Below are 14356 nucleotides of genomic sequence, written 5' to 3'. Positions count from 1 at the left end.
TGAGGAACAAGGAAGGGAACAGGGCATGATCGACAAGGTGTACCCAAGCGCGGCAGCAGCCGTGGCGGACATTCCCGACGGGGCTTCCCTCGCCGTGGGCGGCTTCGGCCTGTGCGGCATCCCGGTGGCGCTGATCGACGCACTGCACCTCCAGGGCACCACGGACCTGGAGACCGTGAGCAACAACTGCGGCGTGGATGACTGGGGCCTGGGCCGGCTGCTCGCAGACCACCGCATCCGCCGTACCGTCAGTTCCTACGTGGGGGAGAACAAGGAGTTCGCCCGCCAGTTCCTCTCCGGGGAGCTTGAAGTGGTCCTCACGCCCCAGGGCACGCTGGCGGAGAAGCTGCGCGCCGGGGGCGCGGGTATTCCGGCGTTCTATACGCCCGCCGGGGTGGGTACGCAGGTTTCCGAAGGCGGCCTGCCGCAGAAGTACGACGCCGAGGGCCTCGTGGCGCTCGCCTCGGAACCAAAGGAGGTGCGCAGCTTCAACGGGGCGGACTATGTGCTGGAGGAATCCCTGACCCCGGACTTCGCCCTGGTGCATGCCGCCAAGGGGGACCGGCACGGGAACCTGGTCTTCCACGCCACGGCCATGAACTTCAACCCGCTCTGCGCCACCGCAGGCCGGATCACCATTGCCGAGGTGGAGGAACTGGTGGAACCCGGAGAGCTGGATCCGGAGCACGTTCACGTCCCGGGGATCTTTGTCCAGCGCGTGGTGCTGGCCCCGGACGTGGAGAAGCGCATTGAGAAGCGCACCGTGAGCACCCCGAACAACAAGGAGGCCTGAGATGGCACTGAGCAGGCATGAACTGGCCGCCCGGGTGGCGCGGGAGCTGCACGACGGCGAATACGTCAACCTGGGAATCGGCATGCCCACCCTGATCCCCAACTACATCCCCGACGGCGTCGAGGTGGTGCTGCACTCCGAAAACGGCATCCTCGGCGTCGGCCCCTATCCCTCCGAGGAGGCCCTGGACCCGGACCTGATCAACGCCGGCAAGGAAACAGTCACCGTCAACCGCGGTGCCTCCTTCTTCGATTCGGGTGCCTCCTTCGGCATGGTGCGCGGCGGCCACGTGGATGTGGCCGTGCTCGGAGCCATGGAAGTGGCCGCCAACGGTGACCTGGCCAACTGGATGGTTCCGGGCAAGATGGTCAAGGGCATGGGCGGGGCCATGGACCTGGTCTTCGGCGCCAAGCGGGTGATCGTGATGATGGAACACATGGACCGGTCCGGCCGGCCCAAGATCGTGTCCGAGTGCTCCCTGCCCCTGACCGGGAAGGGGTGCGTTGACCTGATCGTCACGGACCTGGCCGTCATCGAGGTGGGGCCGGAAGGGCTGGTCCTGCGCGAGACCGCCCCGGGCGTCAGCGTTCAGGACGTGCTGGCCGCCACCGGAGCGCCGCTGGAGGTCAGTCATGGCCTCTGAGCAGACCGCGCGGAACGGCAGCGGCCTCGGGACCCAGCCGAAGGTGGTCATCCAGCGGGGGCTGTTCCTGGACGAGCTCGAGGCGGGTACGGTCTATCAGCACCGGCCGGGCCGCACAGTCACCGAGGCGGACAACGTCCTGTTCACCACGCTGACCATGAACACCCAGGGCCTGCACCTGGACGCCGCCTTCAGTGCCACGGCGCCGTTTGGGCAGCGGCTGGTGAACTCCATGCTGACGCTCTCCACCATTGTGGGACAGTCCGTGGGGCAGCTGACCCAGGGCACCCTGGTGGCCCAGCTGGGCATGACGGACATCAGGTTCCCGCATCCGCTGTTCCACGGCGACACCTTGTACGGCGAAACCCTCGTGGCCGGTACCCGGCTTTCCGCCTCCCGGCCCGGGCAGGGGATCGCGGAGTTCGAGCACACCGGGCGGAACCAGGACGGTGAGGTGGTGGCAACCTTCCGCCGAACGGCACTGATGTGGACCTCCGAGGGTTTTGCCGCGCAGGAACAGGCCGCCGGACCGCGATAGGTTGTAAAAGCACAGCCGTGACAGGAGTAACTGCTGTGGAAGAAACCGGTAACCGGAGTATCAAGGAGTTCAGCCAATGACGACCTTCCCCATGGGACCCGCACTGCTTTTCTGCCCGGGGGACCGCCCGGAACGTTTCGGCAAAGCCGCCGAGCGGGCCGACGCCGTCATCGTGGACCTGGAGGACGCCGTGGCGCCGCGGGACAAGGACGCCGCCCGGAAGAACCTGCTGGCTGCGGATCTGAACCCGGCAACCACCATCGTGAGGGTCAACCCGCTGGGTACCGAGGACTTCGCCAAGGACCTTGCCGTCCTGCAGGAAACCCCGTACCGCACCGTCATGCTGGCCAAGGCAGAGGATGCCGCTGCCGTGGCCGAGGCGCTCGCAGGCTTCACAGTGGTGGCACTGCTGGAAACCGCCCTCGGCGTTGTGCGGGCGGTTGAGATCGCTGCCGCGGAGAACGTGGCGGCGCTGATGTGGGGTGCGGAGGATTTGCTGGCCTCCCTCGGCGGGGAGTCCAGCCGCCGGGAGGACGGTTCCTACCGCAGCGTTGCCGTCCAGGCCCGGTCCACCGTGCTGCTGGCCGCCGGGGCCTTCGGTAAGGGGGCCATTGACTCGATCTACGGAAACATCCCGGACGTGGAAGGGCTGGAACTGGAGGCCAGGGACGCCGTCGCCTCGGGCTTCGCTGCCAAGGCCTGCATCCACCCGGGACAGGTCGCGGCAGTACGAGCCGCCTATGCTCCGGACCCCGCGGACGTGACCTACGCCGAACAGGTCCTCGCCGAAGCCAAAAACCACGGCGGAGTCTTTAACTTCCGCGGGAACATGATCGACGGGCCGCTGCTGAAGCAGGCCGAGCAGACACTGCGCCGTGCCCGCCCATAGCGCGCCGCCCGGCGTAGGGAATCATCCGCGGACGGGAGCCGTTGAGTTGTCATGCGCATAGTCATAGCCGGAGCCCACGGAAGAATCGCCCGCGAACTGGGCCGCCTGCTGGCCGCAGACGGCCACGATGTTGCCGGCCTGATCCGCAATCCGGAGCAGGCAGCTGACCTGGAACACGACCACGTTGCCCCGGTTGTCCTGGATCTGGAAAACAGCACCCTGGAGGACCTGGTGCAGGTGCTGACCGGTGCTGACGCCGCAGTGTTTGCCGCCGGTGCGGGCCCCGGCAGCGGCGCCGCCCGCAAGGACAGTGTGGACCGTGCAGCTGCCGTGCTGCTGGCTGAAGCCGCGGAGCAGGCCGGTGCCGGCCGTTTCCTTCAGGTGTCCTCCGCCGGACTCGATGCCGTCCGGGACGGCAGGCGCCCGGAGGAGCTGGAGGAGGTGATGTATGCGTATCTGGTGGCCAAGCTGGCCGCCGAGGAAGACCTGATGGCACGCAGCCAGCTCGACTGGACCATTGTGCGCCCCGGCATTCTCACCAATGACGCAGGGGAGGGGCTGGTAGAGCTGGCACCGCAGGTGCCGTACGCATCGATCCCGCGCCACGACGTCGCCGCCGTCCTGGCGGAACTGCTGCGCACCGGTGCCGGCGTTCACCAGGCACTGGGCCTGGTCACCGGCACCACTCCCATCCCTGACGCCGTGCAGGCACTGCAGCCCGGCAGATAGGGAAAGGACCCCGGCAAGCGGCTCGGCGGCCCGGGACCCGGTATCCCGCCCCGGCCGGCCCGCTGGGGGATACTGGAAGCATGCAGCAGACGCCCAGCACCGCATCCAGCACCACATCCAGCCCGGCACCGGCCAGCACGGCCTATGACTACGTGCTTGACCACCGGCCGGCGCCGGACGGCGGAGCTCCCCGGCGGGTGGTGCTGCTCGGGTCCACCGGCTCCATCGGCACGCAGGCCATCGACGTCGCAGACGGTGCACCGGAGCGGTTCCGCATTGTGGCCCTGGCCGCCGGCGGATCCAACCTCGACCTGCTGGCCCGCCAGGCCGTACATACCCGGGCCGAAGCCGTCGGCTGCGCCGCCGTCGACCTGCCCACGCTGCGCCGGCATATCGGCGAGGCCGCTGCAGCCGCCGGCGTCACCGGCTATGACCCGGACCTTTTTGTCGGCGAGTCCGCGGCCACCGCTGTTGCCGCCTGGCCCGCAGCCGACGTCGTCCTGAACGGCATCACCGGCTCCATCGGCCTGGAGCCGACGCTGGCTGCCCTGGCCGCGGGCCACCTGCTGGCCCTGGCCAATAAGGAGTCCCTGATTGTGGGCGGTGAGCTGGTGAAGCGGGCGGCGGCTCCCGGGCAGCTTGTCCCGGTGGACTCCGAGCATTCAGCCCTCGCCCAGGCGCTTCGCTCGGGCACCTATGCGGAGGTGGACCGGCTGGTGGTCACGGCGTCGGGCGGACCCTTCCGGGGACTGAAGCGCAGCGACCTGGCCCATGTCACCCCGGAACAGGCGTTGGCCCATCCCACCTGGAAAATGGGCCGGATGGTGACCACCAACTCGGCCACCATGGTGAACAAGGCACTCGAGGTTATCGAAGCGCATCTGCTCTTCGACATCCCGCTGGAACGGATCGACGTTGTGGTCCATCCGCAGTCGATAGTGCACTCCATGGTCCAGTTCGTGGACGGATCCACCCTTGCCCAGGCATCCCCGCCGGATATGCGGCTGCCGATTGCCCTGGGCATGGGCTGGCCGCACCGCGTGCCCGGCGCTGCCACGCCGTGTGACTGGACCAAAGCCGCTCAGTGGACGTTCGAGCCGCTGGACGAGGAAGCATTCCCCGCCGTCGCCCTGGCCAAACGCGCCGCCGCAGCAGGCGGAACCGGCATGGCGGTCTACAACGCGGCGAACGAGGAAGCCGTGGACGCTTTCCACGACGGACTCATCGGATTCACAGACATAGTTGATACGATCGCCGCCGTGCTGGAAGAGTCCCCGGACTCCGGGCCGCTTACCCTGGAGTCGCTGCTGGCAGCGGAGACGTGGGCACGCGGCGCTGCACGGGCGCGTTGTGGAAGATAGCGACCCTGCGACCTCCCGGCACGCGTTGGAACCAGGTGCAGTTCAAATGAAGGAAGCCCGTTGACCATTCTGCTTTTCATCCTCGGCGTACTCTTCGTGGCGGTGGGCATCGCCGTGTCCATCGCCCTGCACGAGGTAGGACACCTGCTGCCGGCCAAGGCCTTCAAGGTGCGCGTTACGCAGTACATGATCGGCTTCGGGCCCACCGTTTTCTCCCGCACCCGGGGAGAAACCGAATACGGCGTCAAGGCACTGCCGCTGGGCGGCTACGTCTCCATGGTCGGGATGTTCCCGCCCAACAAGGAAGCCGCCGAGGACGGCACCGTGCGTAAATCCAGCACCGGAATGTTCCAGCAGCTGGCCACCGAGGCACGCCAGGCCGAAACGGACCGGCTGGTGGAAGGCGATGAGAACCGGGTCTTCTACAAACTGCCGATCTACAAACGCATCATCATTATGCTTGGCGGGCCGCTGATGAACCTGCTGATCGGCGTCGTGCTCTTTGCGGTGCTGCTGATGGGCTTTGGCACCGCGCAGACCACCACCACCCTGGCCTCCGTGAACCAGTGCGTGATTTCCGCCGAGCAGCAGGCCGCCACCGGGCAGACCGAGTGCACGGCCGAGGACCCTGCAGCCCCGGCTTACGAGGCAGGCCTCCTCCCGGGGGACACCATCACGGTGTTCGACGGCAGGGAAGTCACGTCCTGGGATGAACTCTCATCCTGGATCCGTGACGCCGCCGGGCGGAGCGTCCCGCTCACCTACGTCCGCGACGGTGAGGAACGGCAGACCAGCATTACCCCGCTGCTCACGGAGCGGCCGGTGGTGGGAGACGACGGCACCGCGCAGACGGACGAGGACGGCAAGTACCTCACGCAGGAGGTCGGGTTCATCGGCGTGGGTGCTGAACAGGCACTTGTAAACCAGCCTGCCAGCGCAGTGCTGCCGGCGGTGGGGGAGAACCTGGTCAACATCGGCGGCGTGGTGATCAACCTTCCGCAGCGGCTGGTGGATGTGGCGCAGGCCGCCTTCTCCTCGGAGGAACGGGACCCGAACGGACCCATGAGCGTGGTGGGCGTGGGACGCATCGCCGGCGAAATCTCCTCGCAGGACGTCATTCCGGTGGAATCCCGGGTGGCGACACTGATCGGGCTGGTGGGCAGCGTGAACCTCGCGCTGTTTGTGTTCAACCTGATTCCGCTGCTGCCCCTGGACGGCGGCCACGTAGCGGGAGCGCTCTGGGAAGGCCTGCGCCGGCGTGTCGCCAAGCTTTTCCACCGGCCGGATCCGGGGCCCTTCGATATGGCCAAGATGCTGCCCGTGACCTACGCCGTGGCCGTGCTCCTGATGGGTATGGGGGCACTGCTGATCTATGCGGACATTGTGAAGCCGGTGAGCCTGTTCAACTAGGTGCGTTGGCCGCTTTTCGGCCCGGTCCGCTTCGGTGCCCGGAACGGCGGCAACGAAATCCCTTGCTCGCAGAGTTCGCCGGGATATTAAAGCCGCCTAACCCGGGTGCCTGAGCGGTCCTGTGGGCCTGCTGATAGCGGTGGTATTCGCCGCCGTCGTGCTGAGCCGGCCCGGGTACGAGTGGGACCCGAAAGCGTGCAGAACCGGGTTGCCGCTGTGTTTGTCACCGAGATTCCCTACCGCGACATCGTCCGGGTCTCGGCAGGGCCGGTCACAGAGTTCGGGGCAGGGATGGGGCTCCGGATCCTTCCCGGGGTCACGGGCTATCTGGTTGGTGGCCCGTCAGTACGGATCGAATGCGGGCCGAGCGCCGTGCTGGTGTCCTGCCGGGAACCGGACCGGCCCCTGGCATGCCTGGCCGGGCAGGGTGTACCCACAGGTCCCCGTCTGCAGGGATCGACCCTGGCGCAGAGCGTCCCACTGACTGGGGCCGGAGAGCACGAGCGGGAACTCAAGGGCCACAGCAGCCCCACGAGTGGGAAGCTGTGTCCGCCTTCCGCCGCTGGGTCCGTCCCCCGATGCACAGCCTTTGGTTGCAATTGCGAATGAACCCGTAAGAGGTTGCAATCTGAATTACATACGCTTACGGTTGCAAAATGTTTGTCCTCACGATTGATCAGCGCAACAGCCAGGGAAGCGGAGACGGCGTCCCGGATCTTTTGGCTGCGTTGGCGGACCTGCCCATGGTGCTGGGTTTCGAGCGGTCGGTGGGAGATGAGATCCAAGGTATCTGCGGCAGCGCCGAAACCGCCGTCGACGCCACACTGCAGGTCCTGCGGTACGGGAACTGGTACGTGGGAATCGGCGTGGGCGCGGTCCACGAACCCTTGCCGCACAGTCCCCGTGAGGCGGGTGGCCCGGCCTTGGTTGCCGCCCGGCGCGCCGTCGACCGGGCCAAGAAAACGGGGGACCGGCCAGCGGTCGCGGTGGAAGGTTCGCCCGGCGCTCCGGAGGCGGAAGCGGTGCTGGTTCTCCTGGGCAGGCTGGTAACCGGGCGCACCGAGGCTGAATGGCGGATCCTGCAACACGTCGAGCCCGGCAAATGGGGAGCTCAGACCGCGGCCGCCCGTATGCTCGGCATCAGCTCCCAGGCGGTGAGCAAGGCGGTAGCGCGCTCCGGCTGGCAGGAAGAATGGGCCGCCCGGCCGGCGGCCGCCGTCCTCCTGCAGCGCGCGGAGGAGCTCGCTGCAGCCCCTGCTGAGAGTTCGGCCGCGGGGCCGACAGGAGACGGAACGGATACGAAGGTGGACAGGCAGTGACTTTCCTGTGGGTGGTACTCGCACTGCTGGCCGCAGCAGCGCTCGGCTGGCCGGTGACTGCCGGCGTGCTCCGGCTTGCCCGCGACGTCGGCAACCCGCCGCCCCCGCCCCCCGCCGTCCTTCGCGGCGGGCTGGCCATCGGCATGCTGGAACGGCTGGCCGTAGCCGCTGCCGTCCTGGCCGACGAACCGGTGGCCATCGCCTACGTCGTGGCGGTCAAGGGCCTGGGGCGCTATGCGGAGCTGAAGGAAACCCCCGCCGCGGCGGAGCGCTTCATTATCGGCACACTGACCTCCATGCTCTGGGCTGCGGCTGTAGCAGTGCCCGTCCGGCTCTTCCTGCTGCAGGCCGCCTGACCGGCACCGGCCCGGGCATCCCTTAGGCTTGTGGCTATGAGTATTTTTGCAGTTGAGTATGTCTACGACGCCGATTCCTCCGAACTGCGGAACGAGCACCGTCCCGCCCACCGCGAGTGGCTGCAGCGGCTGGCAGACGAAGGCCGCGTACTCTCCGCCGGCGCATTCGAAGACGGCGCCGGTGCGCTGCTGCTGGTGGCAGCTGCAGATGAAGCAGGCCTGCATGAGCTGCTGAAGGAAGATCCGTTTGCCAGCGTGGGAGCCATTTCCGGCATGAAGACCACCGCGTGGAAGCCGGCGATCGGCGCCTTTGCCGATCACGCCTAACCGGGCCGCTAAGCCCTGAGTGATATTCGCCCCTGCACCGCCGTCCCGGTCCGGGCCGGGGTGATAATAGGAAGGGCGCGTTTTTCAACGCGCGTTTCACAGCCAAATACCTGCCGTTTCGGCACATGGAGGACGTTTTGACCTCGGTCAACCTTGGAATGCCAGCTGCACCGCCGCCCACTCTCGCGCCGCGACGCAAAACCCGTCAGATCAAAGTGGGATCGGTAGGAGTTGGCTCGGACTCGCCCATCAGCGTCCAGTCCATGACCACCACCCCCACAACGGACATCAACGCCACGCTGCAGCAGATTGCCGAACTCACGGCATCCGGCTGCGACATTGTCCGGGTGGCCTGCCCGAGCGCCGACGACGCCGCCGCGCTGCCGATCATCGCGAAGAAGTCGCAGATTCCGGTCATTGCGGATATCCACTTCCAGCCGAAGTACGTTTATGCGGCGATCGAAGCCGGCTGCGCCGGTGTCCGCGTGAACCCGGGCAATATCCGCAAGTTCGATGACCAGGTCAAGCAGATCGCCAAAGAGGCCAAGGATGCAGGCGTGTCCATCCGCATCGGCGTCAACGCCGGTTCGCTGGACCCGCGCCTGCTGGCCAAGTACGGCAAGGCCACGCCCGAGGCACTGGTGGAATCCGCCGTCTGGGAAGCGTCCCTGTTCGAGGAACACGACTTCCACGACTTCAAGATTTCGGTCAAGCACAATGACCCGGTGGTCATGGTCCGCGCCTACGAGCTGCTCGCTGAACGCGGCGACTGGCCCCTGCACCTGGGCGTCACGGAAGCCGGCCCCGCCTTCCAGGGCACCATCAAATCCGCCACCGCTTTCGGCGCACTGCTCTCCAAGGGCATCGGGGACACCATCCGCGTGTCCCTCTCCGCTCCGCCGGTGGAGGAGATCAAGGTGGGCAACCAGATTCTGCAGTCGCTGAACCTGCGCCCCCGCAAGCTGGAAATCGTGTCCTGCCCCTCCTGCGGCCGTGCCCAGGTGGACGTGTACACCCTCGCCGAAGAGGTCACCGCCGGCCTCGAAGGGATGACCATCCCGCTGCGCGTCGCCGTGATGGGCTGCGTAGTAAACGGACCGGGTGAGGCACGCGAAGCCGATCTGGGTGTAGCCTCCGGTAACGGCAAGGGACAGATTTTCGTCAAGGGCGAGGTCATCAAGACCGTCCCCGAAGACCAGATTGTGGAAACCCTTATCGAAGAAGCGATGAGGATCGCGGAAGAGATGGGGGAAACCGAAGGTGAGGATGCTGGGACGGGTGGCCCCATGGTTACCGTCAGCTAAGCCGACGAGCGATATCCGCAGCGCCGCCTCCAGTGCGGCGCTGCGGATCCTGCGCGACGAAGACACCGTTGCGCTGTGGGACCTGGCCGCCGCCGACCCGGTGGCCAATATTTTTATGCTCTCCCATTTGGAGACCGCCCGAACCGCAGCACCCACGGCTGCCGGCGGGAAGGTTGTCGGCGTGTTCGACGCCGGCACCCTGATCGGTGCCTGCTGGTTCGGCGTCAATGTGGTGCCTGTGGGTCTGGATGCCGAGACCGGACCAGAAGTAGGACGCTACCTTGCCCGGTCGAGGAACCGCTTCTCATCCATCTTCGGTCCCGCCGAGGCCGTCCTCTCGATCTGGTCCGAGCTGCGGCATTCCTCCGCAGAGCCCTTTGACGTGCGTCCGGACCAGCCGCTGCTGCAGATGACCAGGGCCTCCGATATTCCGCCGGCCCCGGGCCTGCGTCCGGCCCGCCCCGCCGAACTCGACGTCCTGCTTCCCGCCTGCACCGCCATGTTCGAGGAAGAAGTGGGCTACTCGCCGGTCTCGAACGGGGACAGGCACTACCGCCAGCGGGTGAAAGGCCTTATCGAGCGCAGCCAGTCCCTGCTGGACCTCGATGCCGCCGGGCACGTGGTTTTCAAAGCCGAACTGGGCACGGTATCCAGCCAGGCAGTGCAGGTGCAGGGCGTCTGGATGAACCCCGAATACCGCGGACAGGGCCTGAGCCGTTCCTACATGTCGGCAGTGGTGTCCGCAGCCCTCGACGTAGCCCCCGTCACCAGCCTCTACGTGAACTCCTACAACACACCCGCCCGCGCCACCTACGAGGCCGTCGGGTTTGAGCAGGTCGGGACGTTCGCCACCATCCTCTTCTGATCCCCGTTTCTGAAGCCCGTTCCTGAAGTCCGCCGCAGCAGGCCGGGGCTGTGTCGTTATCCTCACCTGTCCGGCCTCGGCAGCGGCACGCGCTAGATTAGTAGGGAATACATCCCCTGAAGATGCAGCCGTACAGCTGCAGAAACGGATTCCTCGCGTGGTCCTTCGACTCTCCACCCTTTTCCTGCGCACCCTGCGCGAAGACCCGGCCGACGCCGACGTCGCCAGCCACCGGCTCCTGGTCCGGGCCGGCTACATCCGCCGTGCTGCTCCGGGCATCTATTCCTGGCTCCCGCTGGGCCTGCGCGTGCTGGGCAAGGTCGAGACCATCATCCGCGAGGAAATGGCAGCGATCGGCGCCCAGGAAGTCCACTTCCCGGCCCTGCTGCCGCGCGAACCCTATGAAGCGACCAACCGGTGGACGGAATACGGCGACAACCTGTTCCGGCTGCAGGACCGCAAGGGCGCCGACTACCTGCTGGCCCCCACGCATGAGGAAATGTTCGCGCTGCTGGTCAAGGACCTGTACAGCTCCTACAAGGACCTGCCCGTCTCCCTGTTCCAGATCCAGAACAAGTACCGCGACGAAGCGCGCCCCCGCGCCGGCCTGCTCCGCGGCCGCGAATTCATCATGAAGGACTCCTACTCCTTCGACATTGACGACGAAGGCCTGGAAGCCAGCTACCAGGCGCACCGCGGCGCCTACCTGCGCATTTTCGAGCGCCTGGGCCTGGAGATCGTGGTGGTCTCCGCCGTCTCCGGCGCCATGGGCGGATCCAAGAGCGAGGAATTCCTGCACCCGACCCCGGTGGGTGAGGACACGTATGTCCGTTCCGCCGGCGGTTATGCTGCCAACGTGGAAGCGGTCACCACCGTTGTTCCGGCCGACATCGATTACGCCGGGGCGCCCGAAGCGAAGGTGGTGGACACCCCGGACACCCCCACCATCGAGACCCTCGTGGCGGACGTCAACGCCCGCTTCCCGCGCGCGGAGGGGGAGTGGACCGCTGCTGACACCCTCAAGAACGTGGTCCTGGCCGTGACCCTGCCGACCGGCGAACGCCGCGTCGTCGTCGTCGGCGTGCCCGGTGACCGTGCAGTGGACCTCAAGCGCATCGAAGCGAACATTGCCGCGCACGTGGAGATCGGCGGCGAGCTGGACGTCGAGGCAGCCACCGACGAAGACATCAGGAAGCACCCCGGCCTGGTCAAGGGCTACATCGGCCCGGGACTGTCTGTGGAAGAGCCGGTGCTGGGCACCGAGTCCGCCACGGGCCTGCTCTACCTGGTGGATCCGCGCGTAGTCTCCGGCACCAGCTGGATCACCGGTGCCAACCAGCCCGGTAAGCACGTGATCGGCCTGGTGGCCGGCCGCGACTTCACCTGGGACGGCGTCATCGAGGCCGTGGAGGTCCGCGAAGGCGACGAAGCCCCGGACGGATCCGGAGCCCTTGAAGCTGCCCGCGGTATCGAGATGGGACACATCTTCCAGCTCGGCCGCAAGTACGCGGAGGCCCTGGGCCTGAAGGTCCTGGACAAGAACGGCAAGCTGGTGACCGTCACCATGGGCTCCTACGGCGTGGGCGTTACCCGTGCCGTGGCCGCGCTGGCCGAGTCCAACCATGATGAGAAGGGCATTATCTGGCCCCGTTCCGTGGCTCCGGCGGACGTCCACGTGGTGGCCACCGGCCGCGGCGAGGAGATCTTCACTGCTGCTGCAGAGCTCTCCGAAGCGCTGGAGGCCGCCGGGCTGGAGGTTATCTACGATGACCGTCCCAAGGTCTCCCCGGGCGTGAAGTTCGGTGACGCCGAGCTCATCGGTGTTCCGACCATCCTGGTGGTTGGCCGCGGACTGGCTGACGGCGTGGTGGAGATCAAGGACCGCGCCACCGGTGTTGCCGAGAACGTGCCGGTGGCCGAAGCGGTGGAGTACGTGCGCCGCGCCGCCGCGCAGTAGCCTCGGGTGGTTTCCGGTCTCGAGGAAGTCACGCTTGCCACCATCGCGCTAGTGCTGGTGGCAGGCTTGGCCGCCGGCTGGGTTGATGCCGTAGTAGGCGGGGGAGGGCTGATCCAGCTCCCGGCCCTGCTGCTGGTACCGGGCATTAGTCCGGTCCAGGCGCTGGCGACAAACAAAATGGGGTCAGTGTTCGGCACCACCACCAGTGCGGTGACATTCTACCGGCGCGCCCATCCGGACCTGCGGACAGCACTGCCCATGGCCGGCGTTGCCCTCGCCGGAAGCATGGGCGGAGCCGTGGTGGCGGCGTCGCTGCCGTCATCGGTCTTCAAGCCGATCATTGTGGCGGCTTTGGTGGCCGTAGCCATCTTCACCGCGACCAAGCCCACCGTGGGCGAACTGACGAAGCTCCGGCATTCCGGCCGCCGCCACTATGCGACGGCTGCCGGGATCGGGCTGGTGATTGGCTTTTACGACGGCATGATCGGGCCGGGCACCGGCTCCTTCCTGATCATTGCCATGGTTGCCCTGCTGGGCTACAACTTCCTCGCAGCCAGCGCCAAGGCCAAGATCGTCAACATGGCCACCAACATCGGAGCGCTGGCATTTTTCCTGCCGCACGGCTCCGTGCTGTGGGGTCTGGGACTGGTGCTTGGCCTGGCCAACATGGTGGGCGGCTACATTGGCGCCCGCATGGCAGTGACGCAGGGCAGCAGGTTCATCCGCGTGGTTTTCCTGGTGGTGGTGGGCGCGCTGATCATCAAGCTCGGCCACGACGTGTGGGTGGAGAACTTCGGCGGGTGAGCCCGGTGTACCCTCCGGCCGGGCAATAGCCCGGCCGGACCCGCCTACGCCGCCGGCAGGTCCCGAACCGCCGGAAGGCCCGGATGGCGGCGGCCGGATAACGCCGAGGCCACCCACACGGAACGGGCGGCATCTGCCCTCAATCCGAGCCGGACATACTCGAGGGCGTTGGCGACCTCGCGCAGGATGCTCCAGTCCACCGCCGCACTGCGGTCCAGTCCGGCGGCTGCACAGAGCCCTTCCAACCGCGCCAGCAGGGCATCTTCGGGCGCCTCCTGGTCAAGATCCTGCAGACGGTTCCACAACATAGGCGCCACCGCATACTCCGGCTCGCCGAACACCGCCTGCGGGTCAATGGCGGCATAATCCCCGCCGGCACCCGGCCTGGCCAGCACATTGGCGTAGTGCAGGTCCGCATGCACCAGCACATCCGCGGCGGAGCGCCTGCCCACGGCACCGCGGGTCTGGCACACCTCAAGGGCGGCCTCCAGCAGCCAGCGCTCAAAGGGCCGGTCCAGGGCGTCCCAGTCGGCCGGCAGTTCATCGGACAGCTGCTCGGCCCGTTCAGCCAGTGACGGAATGGCGGCCCACTGCGGCGACTCGGTTTCCGGCAGGCTCAGCACCCGCACCAGCGAACCCCAAATGCGCACCGCCTCAGGCAGATCCACATCCAGCAGCGTCCGCTCCGGGTTCAGGCGTTCGAGCACCAGGCAGGTCCCCGCAGCGTCCTGGTCCAACAGCCGGACGGCGCCGCGGCCGTTCCACAGCTGCAGGGCAGCAGCCTCCGTCGCCGCCTCCGGATGCGGAAACGGGAGTTTGAGGACAGCCGGACTGCCGGCCGTGGAGAGTACGGGAAGCACCAGGGCGCCGTGCCCGTGCCACGCCTGCCCGCCGGCGGCTGGATCCGGCACCAGCCGGAAGGCGGCCAGCCCCGCCTCTACGCGGTCCGGCAGCTCCTGAAGCCACGTGCGCCCGGCCCTGCTTCCGAGATAACGCCGGCGCAGGGCATCAGGTACGACGACGGCCGGTGCCATATGCGCCTCCTGGCAGTTGGGGACGGG

General features: G+C 67.1%; 15 protein-coding genes. 14 read left to right on the top strand and 1 reads right to left on the bottom strand.

What is annotated here, in order from left to right; genetic code table 11:
• The first annotated feature begins 25 nt into the window (after positions 1-25).
• The 14 genes from QWJ37_RS11545 to QWJ37_RS11480 all read left to right on the top strand — a co-directional run bounded on the left by QWJ37_RS11545 (position 26) and on the right by QWJ37_RS11480 (position 13295).
• Positions 26-793 carry a CoA transferase subunit A gene (locus QWJ37_RS11545; RefSeq protein WP_290245349.1) on the top strand — a complete coding sequence of 256 codons (768 nt, stop codon included), beginning with the start codon at positions 26-28 and terminating at the stop codon, positions 791-793.
• Position 794: 1 nt separating this feature from the next.
• Positions 795-1436 carry a CoA transferase subunit B gene (locus QWJ37_RS11540; RefSeq protein ID WP_290245348.1) on the top strand — a complete coding sequence of 214 codons (642 nt, stop codon included), beginning with the start codon at positions 795-797 and terminating at the stop codon, positions 1434-1436.
• A complete protein-coding gene (locus QWJ37_RS11535) occupies positions 1426-1974 on the top strand; it encodes a MaoC family dehydratase (protein ID WP_227904391.1) in 549 nt (182 codons plus the stop codon). Before QWJ37_RS11540 ends, QWJ37_RS11535 begins: the two co-directional genes overlap by 11 nt.
• 76 nt (positions 1975-2050) lie before the next feature.
• Positions 2051-2863, top strand: a complete 813-nt coding sequence (locus tag QWJ37_RS11530) for a CoA ester lyase (protein ID WP_290245347.1) — start codon at positions 2051-2053, stop codon at positions 2861-2863.
• A 51-nt stretch (positions 2864-2914) separates the two neighbouring features.
• Positions 2915-3592, top strand: a complete 678-nt coding sequence (locus QWJ37_RS11525) for an NAD(P)-binding oxidoreductase (protein WP_290245346.1) — start codon at positions 2915-2917, stop codon at positions 3590-3592.
• 80 nt (positions 3593-3672) lie between these two features.
• Positions 3673-4953, top strand: coding sequence for a 1-deoxy-D-xylulose-5-phosphate reductoisomerase (gene dxr, locus QWJ37_RS11520; protein ID WP_290245345.1), 1281 nt, complete (start codon positions 3673-3675; stop codon positions 4951-4953).
• A gap of 60 nt (positions 4954-5013) precedes the next feature.
• Positions 5014-6363 (top strand): site-2 protease family protein, encoded by a 1350-nt coding sequence (locus tag QWJ37_RS11515; RefSeq protein WP_290245344.1) that lies wholly within the window; start codon positions 5014-5016, stop codon positions 6361-6363.
• Positions 6364-7019: 656 nt separating this feature from the next.
• Positions 7020-7682 (top strand): helix-turn-helix domain-containing protein, encoded by a 663-nt coding sequence (locus tag QWJ37_RS11510; RefSeq protein WP_290245343.1) that lies wholly within the window; start codon positions 7020-7022, stop codon positions 7680-7682.
• Positions 7679-8038, top strand: coding sequence for a hypothetical protein (locus QWJ37_RS11505; protein WP_227928990.1), 360 nt, complete (start codon positions 7679-7681; stop codon positions 8036-8038). Before QWJ37_RS11510 ends, QWJ37_RS11505 begins: the two co-directional genes overlap by 4 nt.
• Before the next feature lie 36 nt (positions 8039-8074).
• Positions 8075-8365: a YciI family protein gene (locus QWJ37_RS11500; RefSeq protein ID WP_227904398.1), complete on the top strand. Its 291-nt coding sequence runs from the start codon at positions 8075-8077 to the stop codon at positions 8363-8365.
• A 137-nt stretch (positions 8366-8502) separates the two neighbouring features.
• Positions 8503-9669, top strand: coding sequence for a flavodoxin-dependent (E)-4-hydroxy-3-methylbut-2-enyl-diphosphate synthase (gene ispG, locus QWJ37_RS11495; protein ID WP_227904399.1), 1167 nt, complete (start codon positions 8503-8505; stop codon positions 9667-9669).
• A complete protein-coding gene (locus tag QWJ37_RS11490; RefSeq protein ID WP_341482041.1) occupies positions 9644-10534 on the top strand; it encodes a GNAT family N-acetyltransferase in 891 nt (296 codons plus the stop codon). Before ispG ends, QWJ37_RS11490 begins: the two co-directional genes overlap by 26 nt.
• Before the next feature lie 157 nt (positions 10535-10691).
• On the top strand, positions 10692-12491 hold the full coding sequence (locus tag QWJ37_RS11485; RefSeq protein WP_290245342.1) for a proline--tRNA ligase: 1800 nt from the start codon (positions 10692-10694) through the stop codon (positions 12489-12491).
• A 6-nt stretch (positions 12492-12497) separates the two neighbouring features.
• Complete coding sequence (locus tag QWJ37_RS11480) at positions 12498-13295, top strand: TSUP family transporter (protein ID WP_227904401.1); 798 nt, start codon at positions 12498-12500, stop codon at positions 13293-13295.
• A gap of 44 nt (positions 13296-13339) precedes the next feature.
• Here QWJ37_RS11480 and QWJ37_RS11475 read toward each other — a convergent pair whose 3' ends face one another.
• The gene (locus QWJ37_RS11475) at positions 13340-14329 is read right to left on the bottom strand and encodes an aminoglycoside phosphotransferase family protein (RefSeq protein ID WP_290245341.1); all 990 of its coding nucleotides are present in this window, start codon (positions 14327-14329) and stop codon (positions 13340-13342) included.
• Positions 14330-14356 lie beyond the last annotated feature (27 nt).

The organism is Arthrobacter sp. YD2 (genome assembly GCF_030410475.1).
GTDB classification, from domain to species: domain Bacteria; phylum Actinomycetota; class Actinomycetes; order Actinomycetales; family Micrococcaceae; genus Arthrobacter_B; species Arthrobacter_B zhangbolii.
Note: the sequence above shows the minus strand (reverse complement) of the source record. Positions and strands in the feature narration are given on the sequence as shown.

Bases quoted from the DNA above. Each gene is read 5' to 3' on its own strand.
- QWJ37_RS11510 (WP_290245343.1), top strand. From the start codon at position 7,020: ATGTTTGTCCTCACGATTGATCAGCGCAACAGCCAGGGAAGCGGAGAC.
- QWJ37_RS11540 (WP_290245348.1), top strand. From the start codon at position 795: ATGGCACTGAGCAGGCATGAACTGGCCGCCCGGGTGGCGCGGGAGCTG.
- QWJ37_RS11525 (WP_290245346.1), top strand. From the start codon at position 2,915: ATGCGCATAGTCATAGCCGGAGCCCACGGAAGAATCGCCCGCGAACTG.
- QWJ37_RS11535 (WP_227904391.1), top strand. From the start codon at position 1,426: ATGGCCTCTGAGCAGACCGCGCGGAACGGCAGCGGCCTCGGGACCCAG.
- QWJ37_RS11500 (WP_227904398.1), top strand. From the start codon at position 8,075: ATGAGTATTTTTGCAGTTGAGTATGTCTACGACGCCGATTCCTCCGAA.
- dxr (WP_290245345.1), top strand. From the start codon at position 3,673: ATGCAGCAGACGCCCAGCACCGCATCCAGCACCACATCCAGCCCGGCA.
- QWJ37_RS11530 (WP_290245347.1), top strand. From the start codon at position 2,051: ATGACGACCTTCCCCATGGGACCCGCACTGCTTTTCTGCCCGGGGGAC.
- QWJ37_RS11475 (WP_290245341.1), bottom strand. From the start codon at position 14,329: ATGGCACCGGCCGTCGTCGTACCTGATGCCCTGCGCCGGCGTTATCTC.
- QWJ37_RS11545 (WP_290245349.1), top strand. From the start codon at position 26: ATGATCGACAAGGTGTACCCAAGCGCGGCAGCAGCCGTGGCGGACATT.